This is a genomic window from Curtobacterium sp. AC273 (assembly GCF_979253735.1).
Window position 1 is genome coordinate 65426 of the sequence record NZ_CEEDDU010000006.1, and the last position, 24118, is coordinate 89543.

Below are 24118 nucleotides of genomic sequence, written 5' to 3' on the forward strand. Positions count from 1 at the left end.
GACCACGTCAGCATCCTTTAAGTCCGTCCGGTGAGGCGGGGAAGGAGGTCGGCGTGGGTACCAGAACGGTCCTGCAGCACTCCGACATCACGCGTGCTCTGACACGCATCGCGCACGAGATCCTCGAGGCCAACCACGGCGCCTCGGACCTGGTGCTCCTGGGCATCCCGACACGGGGTGCCGTCCTGGCCGAGCGGCTCGACCGCATCCTGGCGGACATCGAACCCGAGTGGACCGCCGGCAGCTCCCGCGTCGGCACGCTCGACGTCACGATGCACCGCGACGACCTCGGCCACGGCATCGGCCGGGCGCCGCAGCGCACGACGATCCCGGCGAGCGGCATCGACGGCAAGGTCGTCGTGCTCGTCGACGACGTGCTGTACTCCGGCCGGACGGTCCGTGCAGCGCTCGACGCGCTGCAGGGCATCGGTCGGCCGCGTGCGGTCCGGCTCGCCGTCCTCGTCGACCGCGGCCACCGCGAGCTCCCGATCCGCGCCGACCACGTCGGCAAGAACCTGCCCACGGCCTCCGACGAGCGGGTCACGCTGCGCCTGACCGAGACCGACGGTGCCGACGTCGTGCTGATCGAGCAGCCCGAGGTGCCGGAGCGGGCCGGGGACGGGGCAAGCGAATGAAGCACCTGCTCTCCACCGCCGACCTCTCCCGCGCCGAGGCGATCCACATCCTCGACGTCGCCGAGGAGATGGCCGAGGTCAACACGCGTGAGGTCCGGAAGCTCCCGGCCCTCCGCGGCAAGACCGTCGTGAACCTCTTCTTCGAGGACTCCACCCGGACTCGCATCTCGTTCGAGGCCGCCGCGAAGCGCCTGTCGGCCGACGTCCTCAACTTCGCCGCCAAGGGCTCCAGCGTCTCGAAGGGCGAATCGCTCAAGGACACCGTGCAGACCCTCGGCGCGATGGGCATCGACGGCATCGTGCTGCGGCACGGCGCGTCCGGAGCCCCGCGGGTCCTCGCAGACGCCGACTGGATCGACGTGCCCGTGGTGAACGCCGGCGACGGCACGCACGAGCACCCCACCCAGGCGCTGCTCGACGCGTTCACGATGCGCCGCCGCCTGCACGGCTCCGCCAGCCGTGGGCGGGCGCTCGACGGCGTCCGCGTGCTGATCGTCGGCGACGTGCTGCACAGCCGGGTCGCCCGCAGCAACGCCTGGCTCCTCCGCACGCTCGGCGCGAGCGTCACGTTCGCGGCACCGCCCACGCTGCTGCCCGCGACGACCACGCCGTTCGGTGCCGCCGTGCACCACGACCTCGACGTCGCGCTGGCCGAGGACCCGGACGTCGTGATGACCCTGCGCATCCAGCAGGAGCGGATGAACGACGCGTTCTTCCCGAACCCGCGCGAGTACACCCGTCACTGGGGCCTCACCGCGAGCCGATTCGCCCGACTGTCGGAACGGACCCTGATCATGCACCCGGGCCCGATGAACCGCGGGCTCGAGATCGCCGGCGTCGCCGCCGACGACCCCCGCTCGACGGTCGTCGAGCAGGTCGAGAACGGCGTCTCGGTCCGGATGGCGGTCCTCTACCTGGCACTGACCGGCAGCGAGACGAGCACCACCGCAGCACCACCGAAGGAGACCGTCGCATGACCGCCCACCTCATCCGCGGCGCGCAGCTGGTCGACGGCTCGCGTGCCGACATCCGCCTGGAGGGACGACGCGTCTCCGCGGTCGGGTCCGGTCTCGACACGGCCGGCGCCACGGTCGTCGACGCGGACGGGCTCATCGCCCTCCCCGGCCTCGTGGACCTCCACACCCACCTGCGCGAGCCCGGTCACGAGGAATCCGAGACGGTGCTCACCGGCTCGCGTGCCGCGGCCGCCGGCGGCTTCACCGCGGTCAACGCGATGGCGAACTCGAGCCCGGTCGCGGACACCGCCGGTGTGGTCGAGCAGGTGCAGGCGCTCGGTGACGACGCCGGCTACGTGACGGTCCGCCCGATCGGCGCGGTGTCGCAGGGGTTGCAGGGCACGCACCTGTCCGAGATCGGGGCGATGGCGACGTCCCGCGCGAAGGTCCGGGTCTTCTCGGACGACGGGTCGTGCGTGGCGGACCCGCTCCTGATGCGCCGGGCGCTCGAGTACATCAAGGGCTTCGGCGGGGTGCTCGCGCAGCACGCGCAGGAGCCGCGCCTGACGATCGGCGCCCAGATGAACGAGGGCCGGCTGTCGTCGGAGCTCGGGCTCGCCGGCTGGCCGGCCGTCGCGGAAGAGGCGATCATCGCCCGCGACGTCCTGCTCGCCGACCACGTCGGCGCACGGCTGCACGTCTGCCACGTCTCGACGGCCGGCAGCGTCGAGGTGATCCGCTGGGCGAAGTCCCGCGGCATCGACGTCACGGCCGAGGTCACCCCGCACCACCTGATCCTCACCGAGGACCTCATCGCCGGCCACGACGGCGCCGCGGGCTACGACGCGCGGTACAAGGTGAACCCGCCGCTGCGTTCCCGCGAGGACGTCGACGCACTCCGGGGTGCCCTGGCCGACGGCACGATCGACATCGTCGCGACCGACCACGCCCCGCACACCGCCGAGGCGAAGTGCTGCGAGTGGCCGGCCGCGGCGAACGGCATGGTCGGCCTCGAGTCGGCGCTCAGCGTCGTGCAGGCCGCCGTGGTCGAGGACGGCCGACTCGACTGGGCGGACATCGCCCGGGTGCTGTCCGAGGCGCCGGCCCGGATCGGGCAGGTCGACGGACACGGCCAGCGGATCGCCGAGGGCGCGCCGGCCGAGATCACGCTCTACGACCCGTCGGCCGTCCGCGAGTTCGCGGTCACCGACCTGGCGGGGCAGTCGCAGAACTCCCCGTACCTCGGCATGCGGCTCCCCGGCCGCGTCGTGGCGACGTCCCACCACCGGCTCCGCCACGGTGCTCGACGGTCAGGTCGTCGACGCCGAGACGGTCGCCGCGCACGCTCGCGCGGTCCGGACGGCGGCGACGGCATGAGCGGTGACGGCCTGCGCTGGCTCGAAGGCGGGATGATCCTCGCCCTCGTCGCCCTGCTCTTCGTCGCCATGGTGCGCACCTGGCGGACGCGGGCCAGGAAGCAGGCGGAAGCTGTGCCTCCCGGCCCCGTGCCGACCACCCTCGGTCCGGCGGCCGGGTCGTGGGACGGGTTCACCGTCGCGACGACCCGCGCCGACCAGCCCCTCGAGCGGATCACGGCGGGCGGTCTCGGCTTCCGGGGCCGCGGCGGCGTGACCGTCCACGACACCGGCGTGGTCCTGCACCACGCCGGCACCCCCGACCGGTGGATCGCAGCCGACGCCCTCCGCGGCGCCGACCGCGCCACGTGGGCGATCGACCGCGTGGTCGAGCCCGGGGGACTGGTCCGTCTGCGATGGACGGCGACCGGCGCCGCAGGTGCGACGGACCTCGACACCTACTTCCGGTTCCCGGAGGGCGACGCAGCAGCGCCTCGTTGCCCTGCAGGGACTGTCGACGAAGCACGAACACCCGCACACCGCGGGCGAAGGGACGAACTGATGACACGCGAACGGGCCGTACTGGTCCTCGAGGACGGCACCCGGTACGACGGCTGGGCGTACGGCGCCCGCGGGCGCACGCTCGGCGAGGTGGTCTTCGCGACCGGCATGACCGGGTACCAGGAGACGCTGACCGACCCGTCCTACGCCGGGCAGATCGTGGTGCAGACCGCGCCGCACATCGGCAACACCGGGGTGAACGACGAAGACCCCGAGTCCCGTCGCATCTGGGTCGCCGGGTACGTCGTGCGCGACCCCAGCCGCGTGGTGTCGAACCACCGCGCGAACGCGTCGCTCGACGAGCACCTGGTGCGCGACGGCATCGTCGGGATCTCCGGCATCGACACCCGCGCGCTCACCCGCCGGATCCGCGACGCGGGCGCCATGAAGGGCGGCGTGTTCAGCGGCGAGGACGCGGCGCTGTCCGCCGAGTCGCAGCTGGACGCGGTCGTGTCGCAGGCGACGATGGCCGGCGCGAGCTTCTCGGCGGTCGTGTCCACCCCGGAGACCTACGTCGTCCCCGCCGTCGGCGAGCAGATCGGCCGGCTCGCCGTGCTCGACCTCGGCGTGAAGGCGTCCACCACGCGCTACCTCGCGCAGCGCGGGTTCGAGGTGCACGTCGTGCCGCAGGACATCTCCGCCCCGGAGCTGGAAGCCCTCGCCCCGGACGCGCTCTTCTACTCGAACGGCCCCGGCGACCCCGCCGCGTCCGACGCGCAGGTGGAACTGCTGCAGGACAGCCTGCGCACCGGCCGCCCGTTCTTCGGCATCTGCTTCGGCAACCAGCTGCTCGGCCGCGCGCTCGGCTTCGGCACCTACAAGCTGCCGTTCGGGCACCGCGGCATCAACCAGCCGGTGCTCGACACCGTCACGGGCAAGGTCGAGATCACGAGCCAGAACCACGGGTTCGCGGTCGACGCCCCGCTCGGCGAGGTCCTCGAGTCCCCGGCGGGCTTCGGTCGCGTCGAGGTCTCGCACTACTCGCTCAACGACAACGTGGTCGAGGGGCTCCGCGCCCTCGACGTGCCCGCGTTCAGCGTGCAGTACCACCCCGAGGCCGCCGCCGGACCGCACGACAGCATGTACCTGTTCGACCGCTTCGCCGACCTGGTGCGCGAGCGCCGCGCCGGTGAACCGCTCGACCCCGCGACCGCCACCGCGACCACCCCGGCCGCCGACATCACCAAGGAAGCCAACTGATGCCGAAGCGCGCAGACATCAACTCCGTCCTCGTCATCGGGTCCGGCCCGATCGTCATCGGGCAGGCCGCCGAGTTCGACTACTCGGGCACCCAGGCGTGCCGCGTCCTCCGCGCCGAGGGCGTCCGTGTGATCCTCGTCAACCCGAACCCGGCGACGATCATGACCGACCCGGACTTCGCCGACGCGACGTACATCGAGCCGATCACGAGCCCGTCGCTCGAGGAGATCATCAAGATCGAGCAGCCGGACGCCGTGTTGCCGACGCTCGGTGGGCAGACCGCCCTGAACGCCGCGATCAAGCTCGACGCCGAGGGCATCCTCGACAAGTACGGCGTGGAGCTCATCGGCGCCAAGGTCGACGCGATCCAGCGCGGTGAGGACCGCCAGCTCTTCAAGGAGCTCGTCCTCGAGTCCGGTGCGGACGTCGCACGGAGCCACATCGCCCACACGCTGGAAGAGGCCACCGAGTTCGCGAAGGACCTCGGCTACCCGCTCGTCGTCCGCCCGTCCTTCACCATGGGCGGTCTCGGTTCCGGCTTCGCGTACAACGAGGAAGAGCTCATCCGGTTCGTCGGGGACGGACTGCAGTCCAGCCCGACGACGGAGGTCCTGCTCGAGGAGTCGATCCTCGGGTGGAAGGAGTACGAGCTCGAGCTGATGCGGGACAACTACGACAACACCGTCGTGATCTGCTCCATCGAGAACGTCGACCCGGTCGGCGTCCACACGGGCGACTCGATCACCGTCGCCCCTGCGCTGGCGCTGACCGACCGCGAGTACCAGAACATGCGGAACATCGGCATCGACATCATCCGTCGCGTCGGCGTCGACACCGGTGGCTGCAACATCCAGTTCGCCGTCGACCCGTCGAACGGCCGCGTCATCGTCATCGAGATGAACCCGCGCGTGTCCCGCTCGTCGGCGCTCGCCTCGAAGGCCACGGGCTTCCCGATCGCCAAGATCGCCGCGAAGCTCGCCATCGGGTACCGCCTCGACGAGATCGAGAACGACATCACCCGCGTCACGCCCGCGAGCTTCGAGCCGACCCTCGACTACGTGGTCGTGAAGACCCCGCGGTTCGCGTTCGAGAAGTTCCTCGCCGCGGACGCCACCCTGACCACCACGATGAAGAGCGTCGGCGAGGCCATGGCGATCGGCCGCAACTACGCCACGGCGCTGCAGAAGTCGCTCCGGTCGCTCGAGAAGCGCGGCTCGTCGTTCCACTGGGACATCCCGGCGGCCGAGCTCGACAAGGACGCCCTGCTGTCGAAGTCGTCCGTCCCGACCGACGGCCGCATCGTGACGGTGCAGCAGGCACTCGTCGCCGGCGCCACCGCGGCCGAGGTCTTCGAGGCGACGAAGATCGACCCGTGGTTCATCGACCAGATCGTCCTCATCAACGAGGTCGCCGACGAGGTGAAGGCAGCGGAGACCCTCGACGCGGACACCCTGCGCTGGGCGAAGGAACACGGCTTCAGCGACATCCAGATCGCGTCGCTCCGGGGCATCACCGAGCAGGAGGCCCGTGACGCCCGGCACGCCGAGGGCATCCGCCCGGTGTTCAAGACCGTCGACACCTGCGCCGGCGAGTTCCCGGCCCTGACGCCGTACCACTACTCGTCGTACGACGCCGAGACCGAGGTCGCCCCGAGCGACCGCAAGAAGGTCGTCATCCTCGGGTCCGGCCCGAACCGCATCGGGCAGGGCGTCGAGTTCGACTACTCCTCGGCGTGCACGCGTCCTTCGCGCTGAGCGCCGCCGGGTTCGAGACGATCATGATCAACTGCAACCCGGAGACCGTCTCCACCGACTACGACACGTCGGACCGCCTGTACTTCGAGCCCCTCACCACCGAGGACGTCCTCGAGGTCATCGAGGCCGAGGCGGCGTCCGGCGAACTCGTCGGCGTCGTCGTGCAGCTCGGCGGCCAGACCGCGCTCGGGCTCGCGAAGCCGCTCGAGGCCGCCGGCATCCCGATCCTCGGCACCTCGCCCGCCGCGATCGACTCCGCCGAGGAGCGCGGGCAGTTCTCCGCCATCCTCGACCAGGCCGGCCTGCTCGCGCCCCGGAACGGCACCGCGCACGACCTCGCCAGCGCGACCGCCGTCGCCGAGGAGATCGGCTACCCGGTCCTCGTCCGCCCCTCGTTCGTGCTCGGCGGCCGCGGCATGGAGATCGTCTACGACTCCGAGACCCTCGCGGACTACTTCGACCGGATGGCCGACCAGGCGATCATCGGTCCGGAGCTCCCGCTGCTGGTCGACCGCTTCCTCGACGACGCGGTGGAGATCGACGTCGACGCGCTCTTCGACGGCGAGCGGCTCTACATCGGCGGCATCATGGAGCACCTCGAAGAGGCCGGCATCCACTCCGGCGACTCCGCGTGCACCCTGCCCCCGGTCGGCCTCGGCCGCGCCGAGATCCAGGGCGTCGTCGACGCGACCGAGAAGATCGCCCGCGGCATCGGCGTGCAGGGGCTGCTCAACGTGCAGTTCGCCATCGGCGCCGGCGTGCTCTACGTCCTCGAGGCGAACCCTCGCGCCAGCCGCACCGTGCCGTTCGTCTCGAAGGCGCTCGGCATCCCGCTGGCGAAGGCCGCGTCCCGCATCATGACCGGCACGACCATCGCCGCGCTCGTCGACGAGGGGCTCCTGCCCGCCCGCGACGGCGCCTTCGTCCCGATGCAGTCGCCGATCGCCGTCAAGGAAGCCGTCCTGCCCTTCCGTCGCTTCCGCACCCGGGAGGGCCAGGTCGTCGACTCGGTGCTCAGCCCCGAGATGCGCTCCACCGGCGAGGTCATGGGCATCGACCGCGACTTCCCGCGCGCGTTCCTCAAGTCGCAGGAAGCCGCGTACGGCGGCCTGCCGACGAGCGGGACCGTGTTCGTGAGCGTCGCCGACACCGACAAGCGCCAGGTCGTGCTGCCGGTGCACCGCCTGCAGCAGCTCGGGTTCACGATCACCGCGACCGAGGGCACCGCCGAGGTGCTCCAGCGCAACGGCATCGAGGTCACGCTGGTCGGCAAGTACAGCGAGGGCGGCGAGAGCGTCGTCGACCTGCTGGCCCGCAACGAGGTGGACATCGTGATCAACACGCCGTCGGGTGCCGCCGGTCGGGCGGACGGGTACGAGATCCGTGCGGCCACGGTCGCGGCGGACAAGCCGCTGTTCACGACGATCGCGCAGCTCGGGGCCGCCGTCGCGGCGATCGAGACGATCGGTTCGCCGCACAGCGTGCGGAGCCTGCAGGACTACGCGCTCGAGCGCGCGACCTGGTGACGGCTGCCAGCGTGGGCACCACCCCGACTGGAGGCACGGCCTCCTTCGGCGTCCGGCTCGCGGCCGCCATCGGGTCGCGTTCCGCCCTCTGCGTCGGCATCGACCCCCACGCCGCCACCCTGGCGGCGTGGGGGCTCGGCCGCGACGAGGCCGGCCTGACGGCCTTCGGCGCGACCCTCGTCGACGCGGCCGCCGGCCGCGCGGCGATCGTGAAGCCGCAGGTCGCCTTCTTCGAGGCGGCGGGGGTCGCCGGCTACCGTGCGCTCGACGCGACGATCCGTCGGGCACGCGATGCGGGCCTCCTGGTCGTCGCCGACGTGAAGCGGGGCGACATCGGGACGACGGGGGACGACTACGCGCTCGCGTGGCTGGACCGTGACGGGCCGTTCGCGGCCGACGCGATGACGGTCTCGCCGTACCTCGGCTACGGGTCGCTCGCCGGCACGGTGTCGGTCGCGCGTCGGAACGGGGCGGGCGTGTTCGTGCTGGCGGCGACGAGCAACCCGGAGGCCCGGGTGCTGCAGACCGCGGTCCTCGCCGAGGGGCCGTGGGCGGGACACAGCGTGGCTGCCGGTATCGTCTTGAGCGTGGCAGACGACAACCGGGCCGGCGGCGACCAGCCCCTCGGCGACGTCGGGCTCGTGCTCGGCGCGACCCTCGACCTCGACGACTTCGGCATCGACGCGGACGCGATCGGCACGGCGCCGGTCCTCGCCCCGGGCTTCGGTGCCCAGGGCGCCCGCATCGAGGACCTCCGCGCGCTGTACGGCGCCCGTGCCGAGCAGGTGCTCGTCAGCGAGTCCCGGGGGCTCCTCACCGACGGGCCCGACGGCGTCGCGGCACTCGTCGCGGACCGCGCCGAGCGGATCCGCGCCGCACTGGGGGGCCGCCGCATGACGTCGGACCGCGAGGGTCTGCCCGCACACCGCAACCCGCCTCGAGGTCGACCGGGTCGCCGCGGCCCAGGCCGCGGTGGCCGCTCGACGTGCCCGCGCGGCGGTCAAGGCCGCGATCGCGTCGGGGGAGCGGTCCGCGCTCGAGGTCGCCCGCCTGGCGTGGTCCGACGCCGAGGTGCCCGCCGAGAAGTCCCTGCGCGTCCGTGACCTGCTGACGAGCCTGCCCGGCATCGGACCGGCCCGCGCCGAGACGATCATGGGCGGACTGCGCATCGCGCCGTCGAAGCGCCTGGGCGGTCTCGGCACCCGGCAGCGCGCGGAACTGGCGGACTGGCTCGCCGCGCGCGGCCGGAAGCGCGGGACCTCGAAGCTCGTCGTCCTCGCCGGACCGACCGCGGTCGGCAAGGGCACGGTCAGCGCCTTCATCCGCGAGCAGTACCCGGACGTCAACCTCAGCGTGTCGGCGACGACCCGGAAGCCCCGCCCCGGCGAGGTCGACGGCGTGCACTACTACTTCGTCGACGACGCCGAGTTCGACCGGATGATCCGCGACCGCGAGCTCCTCGAGTGGGCGACCGTGCACAACTCGTACCGGTACGGCACCCCGCGTCCACCGATCGACCGCGCGCTCGACGCCGGCGACAAGGTGATGCTCGAGATCGACCTGCAGGGTGCCCGCCAGGTGCGGGACGCCATGCCCGAGGCGGTCCTGGTGTTCCTGCTGCCGCCCTCGTGGGAGGAACTCGTGCGTCGGCTCATCGGCCGCGGCACCGAATCCGCCGAGGAACAGGCCCGTCGACTCGACACCGCGAAGGTCGAACTGGCCGCCCAGGACGAGTTCGACGTGCGCATCGTGAACTCCGATGTCGGCACCGCGGCACGCGAGGTCGTAGACTTGTTCTCTGCGCCCTGACGGGCGTCCCGCTTTTCCCCTGTCGACAGGAGACACCATGGCCAACCCCCAGGGCATCATCGACCCGCCCATCGACGACCTGCTCGCCAAGGTGGAGTCGAAGTACGCGCTCGTCATCTTCGCCTCGAAGCGCGCGCGCCAGATCAACGACTACTACGCCGACCTGCACGAGGGCTCGCTCTTCGACAACGTCGGGCCGCTCGTCGACTCGACGATCGACGACAAGCCGCTGTCCGTCGCGCTGCACGAGATCAACGAGGACAAGCTCACCGTCACCAAGCAGCAGCAGCCCACCGACTGACCGCGGTGACTGGAGCTGCTCTGCGCCTCTTCACGTCCGAGTCGGTGACGGAGGGGCACCCCGACAAGATCTGCGACCAGATCCTCGGACACCATCCTCGACGCATTGCTGACGGTCGACCCGCACGCGCGCGTCGCCGTCGAGACGATGGTGACCACCGGGCTCGTGCACGTCGCGGGCGAGGTCACCACCTCCGGCTACGTCGAGATCCCGAAGCTCGTCCGTGACGTCATCACGGGCATCGGCTACAACTCGTCCGAGGTCTCCTTCGACGGCCACACCTGCGGTGTCGAGGTCTCCATCGGCGCGCAGTCGCCCGACATCGCCCAGGGCGTGGACGAGTCGCTCGACGCCCGCTCCGGCGCCGGCGTCGACCCGCTCGACCGCCAGGGCGCGGGCGACCAGGGCATCATGTTCGGCTTCGCGACGAACGAGACCCCCGAGTACATGCCGGTCGCGATCTGGCTGGCGCACCGCCTGGCCGAGCGCCTGGCCGAGGTCCGCAAGTCCGGGCTGCTGACGTTCCTCCGCCCCGACGGCAAGACCCAGGTCACCGTCGGCTACGACGGTGTCGTCCCGAAGACCGTCGAGACCGTCGTGCTCTCCACGCAGCACTCGCCCGCCGTCACGCTCGACGAGCTCACCGCGGCCGTCACCGAGCACGTGATCCGTCCGGTGCTCGACCTGGTCGACCTCGACTCGTCGCACGTCGACGTCATCGTGAACCCGACCGGCCGCTTCGAGATCGGTGGCCCGCAGGGCGACGCCGGCCTCACCGGGCGCAAGGTCATCGTCGACACCTACGGCGGGGCCTCCCGCCACGGCGGCGGTGCGTTCAGCGGCAAGGACCCGTCGAAGGTGGACCGTTCCGCGGCCTACGCGCTCCGCTGGGTCGCGAAGAACGCCGTCGCCGCGGGCCTCGCCGACCGGCTCGAGGTCCAGGTCGCCTACGCGATCGGCCGTGCCGCCCCCGTCGGGCTGTACGTCGAGTCCTTCGGCACCGGTCACGTCGACGACGCCACGATCGAGGCAGCGATCCGTCAGGTGTTCGACCTGCGTCCGGCCGCGATCATCCGCGACCTCGACCTGCTCCGCCCGATCTACGCGCAGACCGCGACGTACGGGCACTTCGGCCGTGAGCTCCCCGGGTTCACCTGGGAGCAGCTCGACCGCGTCGAGGAACTCCGCGCCGCCGCAGGACTCGTCGCCGCCGCCGTCTGAGGCACTGCGTGCCCACCGTCGCGCGAGTCGTCCTCGACTCGCCGCTCCCGCAGTTGGACCGTCTGTTCGACTACCGGGTGCCAGCCGAGCTCGAGGACGACTGCGTGCCGGGGGTCCGCGTGAAGGTCCCGCTCCGGACCGGGGCACGGATGTCCGACGCGTACGTCGTCGAGCTGGTCACCGAGGGGTCCTACCCGGGCGAGCTCAGCGCGATCGAGACCCTGGTGTCCCCGGTGCCGGTGCTCGCGCCGGAGATCTGGACGCTCGCCCGCGCCGTCGCCGACCGAGCCGCCGGCGTCGCGTCCGACGTGCTCCGGCTCGCCGTGCCGACGCGGCAGGTCCGCGCCGAGAAGGCCTGGCTCGCCCGGGACACCTCGTGGTCGCCCCCGGCGGTCAGCCCGCCGCCCGTCACCGGCTACGCCGAGGGCGTCCTGGAGGCACTGGTCACCGACCACGGTCGGGCTGCGGTCGCCGCCGTCCCCCACCCCGTCGCACTCGGCGAGGGGGACGACGTCCTCTGGGTCCCCGGGTGGGCCGCCACGATCGCCCAGGCGGCCGCGCACGCCGTCGCGGCCGAGCAGTCCGCGGCCGTCGCCGTGCCCGACTTCCGGGACGTGACCGACCTCGAGCGGGCGCTCCTCGCACTGCTGCCGGCGGAGCGGGTCGTCCGGTTCGACGCCAAGCAGACGAACGGGCAGCGTGCGAAGGCGCTGCTGCAGGCCCGCACGCACGCCGTCGTCGCGATCGGGAACCGCACGGCGGTGTACGCGCCGGCCACCGAGCTCGGGCTCATCGCGATGTGGGACGACGGGGACGCCTCGTTCACCGAACCCCGCGCGCCGTACGTGCACACCCGTGACGTCGCCCTGGTCCGCGCCGCCCAGTCCGGCGCCGCGCTGCTGTTCGTCTCGCACGCCCGCAGCACCGACGTGCAGCGGCTCGTCGAGCTCCACTGGCTGCCAGGAGGTCACGCCGTACCGGGCGAAGACCCCGAAGGTCATCCCGACGATCCAGCAGACCGGCGCCGAGGGCTACGCGGCGCAGGCCTGCATCCCGAGCTCGGCGTGGCGTGCAGCGCGCGGGGGCCAGCCAGCACGGCGCCGTCCTCGTGCAGGTCGCGAGCCCGGGCTTCGGGACCGGCCTGGTCTGCGCGGAGTGCGGCGAAGCGCGCACTGCCCGATCTGCGGCGGGCCGCTCGGCAGTCCGCACCGCGGCGCGACCCCGCAGTGCCGGTTCTGCGGTGCGCTCGCTGTCGGGTTCCGCTGCCCGACCTGTGGCAACGGCACCGTGAAGCCGGTCGGTCAGGGGGCGCAGCGCACCGCGGACGAACTCGGGCGAGCGTTCCCCGGTACCCGGATCGTGGTGGCCGACGGCTCCCGACCGCTCGACGAGGTGCCCGCCCGCCCGTCCGTCGTGGTCGCGACCCGCGGTGCCGAGCCGTCGGTCCCGGGCGGGTACGCGTGCGTGCTGCTGCTCGACGGGGAGCGGATGCTCGCCCGCGAGGGCCTCCGCGTGCAGGAGGACGTCCTGCGCTTCTGGACGAACGCCGCGGCCAAGGGTGCTCCGGGTGCCGAGACCTACCTGGTCGGCATCGGCGGGAAGCTCCGCGACGGCGATGGCCCTGTGGCGGCTCGACGGGCCCGCGCACGACGAACTCGCCGACCGGCGTGAACTCCACTTCCCACCGGCGGTCCGGGTCGCGACGCTGACCGGCACGGACGAGGCCGTCACCGCCGCGGTCGAGGCGCTCGAGGGTGCCACGGCGGGCCCGGTGCTCGGACCGGTACCGGTCGAGGACGACGCGCTCCCGGGGACGGTGCGGGCGATCGTGCGGTTCCCGTACGCGCACGGGGCCGAGGTCGCTGCGACGCTCAAGGCCGAGGTGATCCGACGGTCGTCCACGCGTCGGGTGCTGCCGGAGGGCAACGCGTCGTCGCGCGGCGCCAGCGCTCCGGGTGCGCCTCGACGACGCGGAACCCTTCAGCGAGGTCCTGACCTCGGCCGGCTCACCCGGTCGGCTCCGCGCTGCGGGCCGTCGGCCGTCGTGACGGGCGCGCACCGTGCCTCCAGGCCGTCGCCGGGCGCGCGCCGTGCCGGACATGCGCTGGCGTGGCCCACCGTCGGATGCGTGTGCATCGTGCGACGTTCCACCTGTCGATCGACGGCGTGGATGGTCGGAACATGCGCACGCAGCGGACGTGTGTGCATCGTGCGACGTCGCACCCGTCGATCGACGCGTGGATCGTCGGAACATGCGCACGCGACTCGAAGCGATCGCCCCGCGCGAACTGCGACGTGCACGCCGTGCACCTGACATGTTCGGGCGGTGGGGGCGACGTGTTGCCAGGCTGGTCGGCGGCGGTCACGAGCCGTCACGAACAGACATCACGCACGACGAGGTGGCGCGGATGACGCCGATGAGGGCGCTGTACAAGCCGGACGCTGCTCGGGACTGACCATGACGGAACGGCCGGTGCCGGTCCCCACCGAGGACGAGGTCCTCATCCGGGTGCTCCGCACCGGGATCTGCGGGACGGACCTGCACATCCGACGGTGGGACGACTGGGCGGCCTCGGCGGTGACGACGCCGCTCGTCCCCGGGCACGAGTTCTTCGGCGAGGTGGTCGAGGTCGGCGCTGCCGTCCGTGACGTCGCCGTGGGGGACCGGGTCTCCGGCGAGGGGCACATCGTGTGCGGCACCTGCCGGAACTGCCGGGCCGGGCGGCGCCAGATGTGCATCCGGACGAAGGGGCTCGGCGTCCAGCGCGACGGTGCCTTCGCCGAGTACCTCACACTGCCCGGTGCCAACGTCTGGGTGCACCACACCGACGTCGACCCCGACGTCGGCGCGCTGTTCGACCCGCTCGGCAACGCGGTGCACACGGCGCTGGCGTTCCCGCTCGTCGGCGAGGACGTCCTCGTCACCGGGTGCGGCCCGATCGGGCTGATGGCGATCGCCGTCGCCCGGCACGCCGGCGCACGCTTCGTCGTCGGGACGGACGTCAGCGCCAACCGGCTCGCGATGGCGACCGCGATGGGCGCAGACCTCGGCGTCGACGTCGGCGGAGGTGACGCGACGGCGCTGCTCCGTGCGGCGCAGGAGCGGCTCGGCATGCGCGAGGGCTTCGACGTCGGGTTCGAGATGTCCGGAGCCCCGAGCGCCCTGCCCTCGATGGTCGAGACCATGAACCACGGCGAGGAACATCGCGATGCTCGGGCTGCCGACGGGGTCGATCGCGGTCGACTGGGGCAAGGTCGTGACGCACATGCTCACCGTGAAGGGCATCTACGGCCGCGAGATGTTCGAGACCTGGCAGACGATGAGCTCGATGCTGCAGACCAGCGCGGTGCTGCGGGAACGCATCGGCTCGATCGTCTCCGAGCGCTTCGCGGCGCGCGACTGGGAAGCAGCGTTCGCCGCGGCGGCGACCGCGGACGGCGGCAAGGTCGTCATCGACTGGACGGAGATCTGATGTACGGCGCGATCAAGGACCACCTGTCGGCGGAGCTCGCCGGCATCGAGGCAGCCGGTCTGACGAAGCGGGAGCGCGGCATCGCCGGTCCGCAGCGCGCGGCGATCGAGGCGGACGGCCTCGACCTGCTCAACTTCTGCGCGAACAACTACCTCGGGCTCGCCGACTCGACGGACCTCGTGGACGCTGCGAAGGACGCCCTCGACCGCTGGGGCTACGGCATGGCGAGCGTGCGGTTCATCTGCGGCACGCAGGACCTGCACCTCGACCACGAGCGTCGGGTGTCGGCGTTCCTCGGCACCGAGGCGACGATCCTGTACTCCTCGTGCTTCGACGCGAACGGCGGCCTGTTCGAGGTGCTCCTCGGCGCGGAGGACGCGATCATCTCCGACGAGCTCAACCACGCCTCGATCATCGACGGTGTGCGGCTCTCGAAGGCGCAGCGGTTCCGCTACCGGAACCGCGACGTCGCCGACCTCGAGGCGCAGCTCATCGCGGCGAAGGACGCCCGGTTCCGCGCGGTGGTCACCGACGGGGTCTTCTCGATGGACGGCTCGATCGCACCGCTCGCCGAGATCTGCGACCTGGCCGACCGGTACGACGCGCTGGTCATCGTGGACGACTCGCACGCCGTCGGCTTCGTCGGCGACCACGGCCGCGGGACGCCGGAGCTGTGCGGGGTGGCCGACCGCGTCGACGTCTACACCGGCACGTTCGGCAAGGCCCTCGGCGGGGCGTCGGGCGGGTACGTGGCCTCGCGCCGCGAGATCGTGGACCTGCTGCGGCAGCGGTCACGGCCGTACCTGTTCTCGAACTCGCTCGCGCCGGTGATCGCCGCCGGAACCGTCGCCGCGCTCGACCTGATCGAACGGTCCGACGATGCCCGTGCTCGCCTGCGTGCGAACGCGGAGCGGTTCCGCACGCTGATGACCGAGGCCGGGTTCGAGTTGCTGCCGGGGGAGCACCCGATCGTGCCCGTGATGTTCCACGACGCCGCGCTGACCGCGCGGATCGCCGACGAGATGCAAGCCCGGGGGATCTACGTCACGGCGTTCAGCTACCCGGTGGTGCCGAAGGGCGTGCGCGGATCCGGGTGCAGCTCTCCGCCGCGCACACCGAGGAGCAGGTCGTGCGGTGCGTCGAGGCGTTCCGGGAGGCTCGGGAGGCTGCGGCCAGCGCAGGCTGACCGCACCGGTGTCCCGCCCGCAAAACGCAACGAGGGCGGTTGCTCGCAGCGTTATACCGCTGCGGACAACCGCCCTCGTTGCGTTTCGCGATCAGCGATCAGCGATCAGCGATCAGGCGACCGGCGACCGGCGATCGGCGACTCGTGTCAGGCGTTCACCGGCCGACGACGCTCGCGCGGGAAGACGACACCGAGCGCCACCATGCCCACGGCGAGCACCAGGTGCAGCCAGTTGTCGGCGTTGTTGAGCGGGACGAAGTTCGCGCCGGAGCTGTGGCCGGCGGTGAACAGGCCGTAGATCCAGAGGACGAAGTAGACGATCCCGCCGATCACGAGGTACATCCGCGACCCGGTGGCCCGCGCGGCGGCGAGGGGCCGACGACCTCGAAGAGCAGGTGCACGATGTTGTGCAGCACGGACACCTGGAAGATGCCGAGCAGCATCGCCATCGATTCGTGGCCCGCGCCGGCCAGGTCGCCCGTGGTGAGCCCGGGGATGAACCCGGCGATCCCGACGAGCAGGAACACGATGCCGACGACGAGCGCGATCTTCTGGATCGAGGACCCGGCGTAGCGGTTGGTGGAGGTGGTGACGTCGCTGCAGTGGTGACTCCTGTCGGTTCAGCGGTGCGGTTGCAGGGGCGGACTGCTCGTCCACGGACGCTACGCAGCCCGGCACTCCGGCGTCACACAGGGACGGGCGGCGTCCGCGCGCTCGGGACACCACGCGGCGCGATCGGCTGCGCCGGGACGTGGGAGGATCGAACCCATGCGTCTCGTCGTCGCCGGCAGCCCCGCTGCGGCCGTCCCCACCCTCCGCCGGCTGGCGGCGTCCGACCACGAGATCGTCGCGGTGCTCACCCGTCCCGCGACCCCGCAGGGCCGGAAGCGCGTCCTCACCCCGACCCCGGTCGCGCAGGTTGCCGCGGAGCTCGGACTGCCCGTGATCGAGGCCGCTCGTGTCGACGACGAGGTCACCGCCCGCATCGCCGCGCTCGACGTCGACCTCGGCGTGATCGTCGCGTACGGCGCGTTGCTCCGCCGAGCCGCGCTCGACGCGCTCCGCCACGGCTGGGTGAACCTGCACTTCTCCGACCTGCCGGCGTACCGCGGCGCCGCTCCCGTGCAGCGCGCCGTGATGGCCGGCGACACCTGCACCGCCGCGACGGTGTTCCAGCTCGTCGAGGCGCTCGACGCCGGCCCGGTGTACGCCAGCGAGCCGTTCGACATCGACCCCGAAGCGACCTCCGGCGAGGTCCTCGCCGCCATGGCCGACACCGGTGCCGAGGTCGTCGCGCGGGTCGTCGACGGCATCGCCGCCGGCACCGCCGTCGCCACCGAGCAGTCCGGCGAGCCGACCGCCGCCCCGAAGCTCACGATCGAGGACGGCCGGATCGAATTCGCCGAGCCCGCCGCCACCGTGCACGCCCGCCTCCGCGGGGTCACGCCCGAGCCCGGCGCGTACGCGCACCTCGGCGACACCCGCGGTGAAGCTGCTCCGCAGCGCGCGACTGCCTGGAGGCGCGGCAGACCCCGCCCCGCCGCTCGCCCCCGGTGCACTGGCCGTCCAGGGCGGTCGGCTGCTCGTCGGGACCGCCGACGACCCGCTCGTGCTCACCGAGGTGCAGCCCGCGGGCAAGAAGGCGATGGACGCCGCCGCTTGGGAGCGCGGCCTCGGCACGCTGGACGGGAAGGTCCTCGCATGAGCCGCTCGACCTCCCCCCGCAGCGCCGCAACCACGGCCCCCGGCAGACGAGGCGCACGCCGGGTCGCCTTCGACGTGCTCCGCGCCGTGCAGGTCGACGACGCCTACGCGAACCTCCTGCTGCCGACACGCATCGCCGCGCCGGGCTCACCGCGCGCGACGCCGCGTTCGCCACCGAGCTGACGTACGGCACCATTCGCATGCTCGGCCGCTACGACGCGATCGTGGCCCTCGCGTCCGGTCGCCGCATCGACAACATCGAGTCCGACGTGCTCGACGTGATGCGCCTCGGCGCGCACCAGCTCCTCGGGATGCGCACGCCGATCCACGCCGCGGTCTCGGCCACGGTCGAGCTCGCCCGCGAGGTCGGCGCGCACCGTGCCACCGGCTTCGTGAACGCCGTGCTGCGCAAGGTCGGCGCCCGGACCGACGACGAGTGGGACGCGCTCATCACCGAGGGCCGTGGTGGAGACGCCCTGCTCGCAGCACGGTGGTCGCACCCGGTGTGGGTGGTGTCCGCGCTCCGCGACGCCCTCGCCGCCGAGCGGTCCCGCGACGAGCTCGCGGCGCTCCTGGCCGCCGACAACGTCGCACCGCGGGTGCAGCTCGCCGCGCTCCCGGGCATCGCCACCGACGAGGACGTCACGGACGCCACCGCCCGCGCCGGCGCCGGGGACGTCGACGACGTGCTCCCCGAGGAGGACGTGCTGCCCGAGGAGGCGGACGTGACCGGCGCGGCGGACGTCGTGCCCACCGAGTCGGCACCGGCCGACCCCGGAGCGGAGGTCGACGTCGACACCGAGGTCGCGCCTCCCGTCCGGGACGACGACCGCGTGCCGGACCTGCCCGTGTCGCCCGTCGGGATCCGTGGCATCTCCGGCGACCCGGCCCGCGTGCCGGGCGTCGCGGCCGGACGGCTGCGCGTGCAGGACGAGGGCTCGCAGCTGGCGGCGCTCGCGCTCAGCCGGTCGTCCGGGTGCGGCCGGGGAGCGGTGGCTCGACCTGTGCGCCGGACCCGGCGGCAAGGCGGCGCTGCTCGCCGCCGAGGCGGTCCGGACCGGGGCGACCCTCGTCGCCAACGAACTCGTCCCGGCGCGTGCCGGGCTCGTCCGCAAGGCTCTCGCCGGGTTCGATGACGCCGTCACCGTCGTGCAGGGCGACGGGCGACGGTACGGCCGAGACGGTGCGGGCGTGACGTTCGACCGGGTGCTCCTCGACGCCCCGTGCGCGGGCTCGGAGCGCTCCGGCGTCGTCCGGAGGCCCGTTGGCGGAAGGCAGCCGGAGGACGTCCCGGAGCTCGCCGCGCTGCAGACCGAGCTGCTCGACGCGGCGGTGCGGGTGCTCGCGGTGGGCGGGACGCTGGCGTACGTGACGTGCTCCCCGCACCTGGCCGAGACGCGCGGGCAGGTGGACGCGCTCATGGCTCGGCAGCGGCGTGCTCGAGCAGGTCGACCTCGCGCGGGGTCGTGCGGTCGATCGCCGCGCGGGACCCGCAGGTGGCGGACGGCGACACGGCGCAGCTCTGGCCGCACCGCATCGGCACGGACGCGATGTTCATCGCCCTGTTCCGTCGCGTCGCCTGACGATCGCGGCGGCGCTCCTCTTCCGCAAAACGCAACGGGAGCCGGTTTCTCGCAGCGGTACTCCGCTGCGCGGCACCGTCCACGTTGCGTTTGCGGGCGCCGTGTAGGCTTGCGCGGTGACGATCCGTATCTCGCCGAGCATCACCGTCCGCCGACTTCGCGAACCTCGAACGCGAGCTGCACCGCATCGAGACCGCCGACCTGGTGCACGTCGACGTGATGGACAACCACTTCGTGCCGAACCTGACGCTGGGCCTGCCGATCGTGCAGCGCCTGCAGCAGGTGTCGCCCGTGCCGCTCGATGTGCACCTGATGATCACGAACGCGGACACCGAGGCCCCGAAGTACGCCGAGACCGGCGCGTCGAGCGTCACCTTCCACTTCGAGGCGGCGGACGACCCGGTGGCGACGGCCGCGGCGATCCGGTCGAACGGCGCGCGGGCGGCCGTGGCGGTCAAGCCCGGCACCCCGATCACGCAGGTCCTGCACCGCCTCGACTCGTACGACATGACCGGTCTGATGACCGTCGAGCCCGGGTTCGGCGGCCAGGCGTTTATGTCCTCCGTCATGCCGAAGCTCGCCGACGCCCGAGCGGCCGTGGACGCCTCCGGACTCGACGTGTGGCTCGAGGTCGACGGCGGGATCGCGGTCGACACCGTGCCCGAGGCCGTGCGGAGCGGCGCGGCACGCTCGTGGCGGGGTCGGCCGTGTACGGCGGCGAGCCGGCGTCGCGCATCACGGACCTGCGCGAGGCGGCAGCCGCAGCCGTCGTCGGCTCGTGACGGCCGAGGCTGCCGGGGTGACCGACCTGACCGACGGGCCCGGCGTCGCCGAGCCGAGCCGCGCCTCCCGTCCGGACGGTACGTCGAGGGGGAGTCCGCGCAGGACGGTAGCCTGGTCTGCGTGAAGACGTTCGACGACCTGTTCCAGGAGCTCACCGAGAAGGCGCGCACGCGCCCCGAGGGCTCCGGTACCGTCGCCGAACTGGACGCCGGCGTGCACCAGATCGGCAAGAAGATCGTGGAAGAGGCAGCCGAGGTCTGGATGGCGGCCGAGTACGAGGGCGACGAGCGCACCTCGGAGGAGATCCGCAGCTGATCTACCACCTCCAGGTCCTCATGGTCGCCCAGGGCTCACCCCGGCGGACGTCTGGCGACATCTGTAGGGAGCGCCGCCCGGCGCACCGACGACCGCCGACGACCCCACAGAAAGCAGACCCACTGATGCTCCGCATCGCCGTGCCCAACAAGGGCTCCCTCTCCGAGACCGCCTCCGAGATGCTCAAGGAGGCCGGGTACGCCGGTCGCCGCGACCCGAAGGCGCTCCACCTGCTCGACGAGCGCAACGGTGTCGAGTTCTTCTTCCTCCGTCCGCGCGACATCGCCACGTACGTCGGCTCGGGCGCGCTCGACGTCGGCATCACCGGCCGCGACCTCACTGCTCGACTCCGGGTCCGCCGCGCACGAGGTGGACGCGCTCGGCTTCGCCGACTCGACGTTCCGCTTCGCTGGGACCCCGGGGCGGTACGCCTCGCTGAAGGACCTCGACGGCGTGCGGGTCGCGACGAGCTACCCCGGCCTCGTCGGGGGACTTCCTCGCGAAACACGGCGTGACCGCGACGCTCGTCAAGCTCGACGGCGCCGTCGAGAGCGCCGTCCGGCTCGGGGTCGCCGACGCCGTGGCCGACGTCGTGTCGACGGGCACCCTCCGTGCCGCCGGGCTCGAGATCTTCGGCCCGGTGATCCTCGAGTCGACCGCGCTCCTCATCTCGACCGACGAGTCGATCCCCGGCATCGACGTCCTCCGGCGCCGGCTGCAGGGCGTCCTGGTCGCCCGCGGCTACGTGATGCTCGACTACGACATCCCGACGGCGCTCCTCGAGCAGGCCACGGCGGTGGCGTCGGGCATCGAGTTCCCGACGGTGTCCCCGCTGCACGGCCGCGACTGGTCGGCGGTCCGGGTGATGATCCCGCGCGAGGACGTCAACCTCATCATGGACGCGCTCTACGACCTCGGTGCGCGCGCCATCCTCGTCAGCCGATCCACGCCGCACGGCTGTGACCGACGCCGTGACCGCCGGTGGCGTCGCCGTCCGGGTCGTCCCGTGCCTCGACGTGCAGGGGGGGGGTCGCGTCGTCAAGGGCGTGAACTTCCTCGACCTGCAGGACGCCGGTGATCCGGGTCGAGCTCGCCGCGCGGTACTACGAGCAGGGCGCCGACGAGCTGACCTTCCTCGACGTCGGTGCCACGGTCGAGAACCGCTCGACGATGTACGACACCGTGACCCGGACGGCCGAGCAGGTCTTCATCCCGCTCACCGTGGGCGGCGGCGTGCGGAGCGTCGACGACGTCTCGCGGCTGCAGCAGTGCGGTGCGGACAAGATCGGCGTGAACAGCGCGGCGATCGCCCGCCCCGGCTCGTGGGCGAGATCGCGGACCGGTTCGGTGCGCAGGCCGTCGTGCTCTCCCTGGACGTCAAGCGCTCGGACCGCATGCCCTCCGGCTTCGTGGTGACGACCCACGGCGGGCGGACCGAGTCCGACCTCGACGCGGTCGCCTGGGCGCACGAGGCCGTCGAGCGCGGTGCAGAGCTGCTGGTCAACTCCATCGACGCGGACGGCACGAAGAACGGGTTCGACCTCGGGCTCGTGGCCGCCGTCCGTGCGGTCTCCTCGGTGCCGGTCATCGGCGTCTGGAGGCGCGGGTCGGCTCCGAGCACTTCGCCCCCGCTGTCGAGGCGGGTGCGGACGCGGTCCTCGCCGCCAGCGTCTTCCACCGGGGCGAGATGACGATCGGCGACGTCAAGGATGCGCTGCGCGCGGCCGGCCACGCCGTACGCCAGGACCTCATGACCGACAGCACCAGCACCAGCACGGACGCGGTCCTCGACGCGCACGGTTCGGTGCGGACGGGCTGCTCCCCGCCATCGTGCAAGAGGAGTCGTCGAAGGACGTCCTCATGCTCGGCTACATGGACCGGGAAGCCCTCCGCCGCACCCTCACCGAGGGGCGGGTGACCTTCTGGTCCGCTCACGGAACAGTACTGGCGCAAGGGTGACACCTCCGGGACGCGCGCAAGTACGTGCGCGGCGCGGCGCTCGACTGCGACGCCGACACGCTGCTCGTCACGGTGCACCAGGTCGGCGCGGCGTGCCACACCGGCGCGCACCGGTGCTTCGACGTCGACCCCCTCGACCCGGTGACCGATCCGCTCCGACGACCGCGCCGACCACCGCGGCGACGGACGCGACCAGGTCTGCCCCGGCCGCCCCGGCAGTGGAGGCGACCCGATGACGACCGGCGCGACGCTCTCCGACCAGCCGCACGACCTCCCGGCCGGAGTTCGACGGTCTGCTCGCCGACCACCGCGTCGTGCCGGTGGTTCGCGCCCTCTACGCGGACAGCGAGACGCCGGTCGGCGTCTACCGCAAGCTCGCCGACGGCCGCCCCGGATCGTTCCTGCTCGAGTCGGCGGGGCAGGGCGGCCTCTGGTCGCGCTGGTCCTTCGTCGGCGTGCGCAGCTTCGGCGTGCTCACCCGGGACGGCGACCGCGCGGCGTGGATCGACACCGGGATCCCGGCGTCGCGCGCCGTCGACTCGCTCGACGGCGAGCCGCTCGAGGTCCTCGCGCGGCTGCACGAGCGCTGGGCGACCCCGCGCATCCCGGGCAGCCCGCCGCTCGTCGGCGGCACCGTCGGCTTCATCGGCTGGGAAGCGGTCCGGCAGCTCGAACACCTGCCGAACGTCCCCGCCGCCGACTTCGACGTCCCCGGGCAGTCGCTCGCCTTCGTGTCCGAGCTCGCCGCCCTCGACCACCGCACCGGGCTCGTGCTGCTCGTCGCGAGCGTGCTGAACGACGGCAACCGACCGGAGCCCGACGTCCTCTGGGCCGACGCGCAGGCCCGGCTCGACCGGATGCAGGGCGACCTGGTGGTGCCGAGCGTCGCGACCGTGGCCGAGGCGTTCGATATCGCCGACCCGACCCCAACGCACCGCTCGGCCCCGGCGGAGTACATGGCCGCCGTCGAGCGCTCGAAGGACTTCATCCGCGACGGCGACGTGTTCCAGGTCGTGATCTCGCAGCGGTTCGACCACGAGGTGACGGCCGACCCGCTCGACGTCTACCGCGTGCTGCGGACGCTCAACCCGAGCCCGTACATGTACTTCCTGTCACTGGCCGACACCGCCGACGAGCGCTTCTGGATCGTCGGCGCCTCACCGGAGGCGCTGGTGAAGGTGCAGTCCGGCCGTGCCATCACGCACCCGATCGCCGGCTCCCGCCCGCGTGGGGCGACCCCGGAAGAGGACGTCCGCCTCGGCGAGGGCTCCTCGAGGACCCGAAGGAGCGCGCCGAGCACCTCATGCTCGTCGACCTCGCACGCAACGACCTGCAGAAGGTCTGCGAACCGGGCACCGTCGCCGTCACCGAGTTCATGACGGTGGAGCGGTTCAGCCACATCATGCACCTGGTGTCCAGCGTCGAGGGTGCGGTCCGTCCGGAGGCCTCGGCGATCGACGTGTTCCGGGCGACCTTCCCCGCGGGGACCCTGTCGGGCGCGCCGAAGCCGCGCGCGCCCGATCATCGACGAGCTCGAACCCGCCAAGCGCGGGGCGTACGCCGGGGTCGTCGGCTACTTCGACTTCGCCGGGGACGCCGATTTGGCGATCGCGATCCGGACGGCCCTGATCAAGGACGGCGTCGCGCGGGTGTAGGGGCCGATGCCGGGCTCGTCGCCGACTCCGACCCGCAGACCGAGCACGAGAAGCCGTGAACAAGGCGGCGGCCCCGCTCCGTGCCGTGGCGACCGCCAACCGGATGCGCGAGGTACGCTCGTGAACGCCCGACGCCCCGCCC

The 24118-nt window shown here is 72.5% G+C and carries 8 protein-coding genes and 15 pseudogenes; 22 read left to right on the forward strand and 1 reads right to left on the reverse strand.

Annotated features, from left to right (window positions below; translation table 11 throughout):
• Positions 1–53 precede the first annotated feature (53 nt).
• The 13 genes and pseudogenes from pyrR (at position 54) to ACZ8AI_RS10560 (ending at position 15977) form a co-directional block, all read left to right on the forward strand.
• Positions 54–635: a bifunctional pyr operon transcriptional regulator/uracil phosphoribosyltransferase PyrR gene (pyrR, locus tag ACZ8AI_RS10500; RefSeq protein ID WP_464858244.1), complete on the forward strand. Its 582-nt coding sequence runs from the start codon at positions 54–56 to the stop codon at positions 633–635.
• Positions 632–1612, forward strand: coding sequence for an aspartate carbamoyltransferase catalytic subunit (locus ACZ8AI_RS10505; protein WP_464858245.1), 981 nt, complete (start codon positions 632–634; stop codon positions 1610–1612). The genes pyrR and ACZ8AI_RS10505 overlap by 4 nt, the downstream gene beginning before the upstream one ends.
• Positions 1609–2968 (forward strand): annotated as a pseudogene (locus ACZ8AI_RS10510) (dihydroorotase). The gene ACZ8AI_RS10505 and the pseudogene ACZ8AI_RS10510 overlap by 4 nt, the downstream one beginning before the upstream one ends.
• Before the next feature lie 68 nt (positions 2969–3036).
• A pseudogene (locus ACZ8AI_RS10515) lies at positions 3037–3411 on the forward strand (PH-like domain-containing protein); the annotation flags it as partial.
• 96 nt (positions 3412–3507) lie between these two features.
• On the forward strand, positions 3508–4707 hold the full coding sequence (carA, locus tag ACZ8AI_RS10520; protein ID WP_464858488.1) for a glutamine-hydrolyzing carbamoyl-phosphate synthase small subunit: 1200 nt from the start codon (positions 3508–3510) through the stop codon (positions 4705–4707).
• Positions 4707–7987, forward strand: a pseudogene (gene carB / locus ACZ8AI_RS10525) (carbamoyl-phosphate synthase large subunit). The gene carA and the pseudogene carB overlap by 1 nt, the downstream one beginning before the upstream one ends.
• A gap of 11 nt (positions 7988–7998) precedes the next feature.
• Positions 7999–8814, forward strand: a pseudogene (gene pyrF / locus ACZ8AI_RS10530) (orotidine-5'-phosphate decarboxylase); the annotation flags it as partial.
• Positions 8815–8959: 145 nt separating this feature from the next.
• Entirely contained in the window at positions 8960–9796 is an 837-nt protein-coding gene (gene gmk / locus ACZ8AI_RS10535) for a guanylate kinase (protein ID WP_464858247.1), read from the forward strand.
• Between the two features lie 37 nt (positions 9797–9833).
• Positions 9834–10097, forward strand: a complete 264-nt coding sequence (rpoZ, locus tag ACZ8AI_RS10540) for a DNA-directed RNA polymerase subunit omega (RefSeq protein ID WP_022906709.1) — start codon at positions 9834–9836, stop codon at positions 10095–10097.
• A gap of 5 nt (positions 10098–10102) precedes the next feature.
• Positions 10103–11318, forward strand: a pseudogene (gene metK / locus ACZ8AI_RS10545) (methionine adenosyltransferase).
• Positions 11319–11326: 8 nt separating this feature from the next.
• Positions 11327–13027 carry a primosomal protein N' family DNA-binding protein gene (locus tag ACZ8AI_RS10550; protein WP_464858248.1) on the forward strand — a complete coding sequence of 567 codons (1701 nt, stop codon included), beginning with the start codon at positions 11327–11329 and terminating at the stop codon, positions 13025–13027.
• A gap of 708 nt (positions 13028–13735) precedes the next feature.
• Positions 13736–14791, forward strand: a pseudogene (gene tdh / locus ACZ8AI_RS10555) (L-threonine 3-dehydrogenase).
• A pseudogene (locus ACZ8AI_RS10560) lies at positions 14791–15977 on the forward strand (glycine C-acetyltransferase). The pseudogenes tdh and ACZ8AI_RS10560 overlap by 1 nt, the downstream one beginning before the upstream one ends.
• A 147-nt stretch (positions 15978–16124) precedes the next feature.
• Here the strand turns inward: ACZ8AI_RS10560 and ACZ8AI_RS10565 are convergent.
• Positions 16125–16534: pseudogene (locus ACZ8AI_RS10565) on the reverse strand (DUF4383 domain-containing protein).
• A gap of 211 nt (positions 16535–16745) precedes the next feature.
• On the opposite strand from ACZ8AI_RS10565, the pseudogene fmt reads away from it, so the two are divergent.
• The 9 genes and pseudogenes from fmt (at position 16746) to ACZ8AI_RS10610 (ending at position 24100) form a co-directional block, all read left to right on the forward strand.
• Positions 16746–17682, forward strand: a pseudogene (gene fmt, locus ACZ8AI_RS10570) (methionyl-tRNA formyltransferase).
• Between the two features lie 178 nt (positions 17683–17860).
• Entirely contained in the window at positions 17861–18817 is a 957-nt protein-coding gene (locus ACZ8AI_RS10575) for a transcription antitermination factor NusB (protein ID WP_464858489.1), read from the forward strand.
• Positions 18714–19061 (forward strand): annotated as a pseudogene (locus ACZ8AI_RS10580) (rRNA small subunit methyltransferase B); the annotation flags it as partial. The gene ACZ8AI_RS10575 and the pseudogene ACZ8AI_RS10580, both read left to right, overlap by 104 nt.
• A gap of 319 nt (positions 19062–19380) precedes the next feature.
• Positions 19381–20046 (forward strand): annotated as a pseudogene (rpe, locus tag ACZ8AI_RS10585) (ribulose-phosphate 3-epimerase).
• Positions 20047–20167: 121 nt separating this feature from the next.
• Positions 20168–20362, forward strand: coding sequence for a phosphoribosyl-ATP diphosphatase (locus ACZ8AI_RS10590; protein WP_464858249.1), 195 nt, complete (start codon positions 20168–20170; stop codon positions 20360–20362).
• 125 nt (positions 20363–20487) lie between these two features.
• Positions 20488–21325 (forward strand): annotated as a pseudogene (gene hisG / locus ACZ8AI_RS10595) (ATP phosphoribosyltransferase).
• 8 nt (positions 21326–21333) lie between these two features.
• A pseudogene (gene hisF / locus ACZ8AI_RS10600) lies at positions 21334–22106 on the forward strand (imidazole glycerol phosphate synthase subunit HisF); the annotation flags it as partial.
• Positions 22107–22177: 71 nt separating this feature from the next.
• A pseudogene (gene hisI, locus ACZ8AI_RS10605) lies at positions 22178–22465 on the forward strand (phosphoribosyl-AMP cyclohydrolase); the annotation flags it as partial.
• Between the two features lie 149 nt (positions 22466–22614).
• Positions 22615–24100 (forward strand): annotated as a pseudogene (locus tag ACZ8AI_RS10610) (anthranilate synthase component I).
• Positions 24101–24118 lie beyond the last annotated feature (18 nt).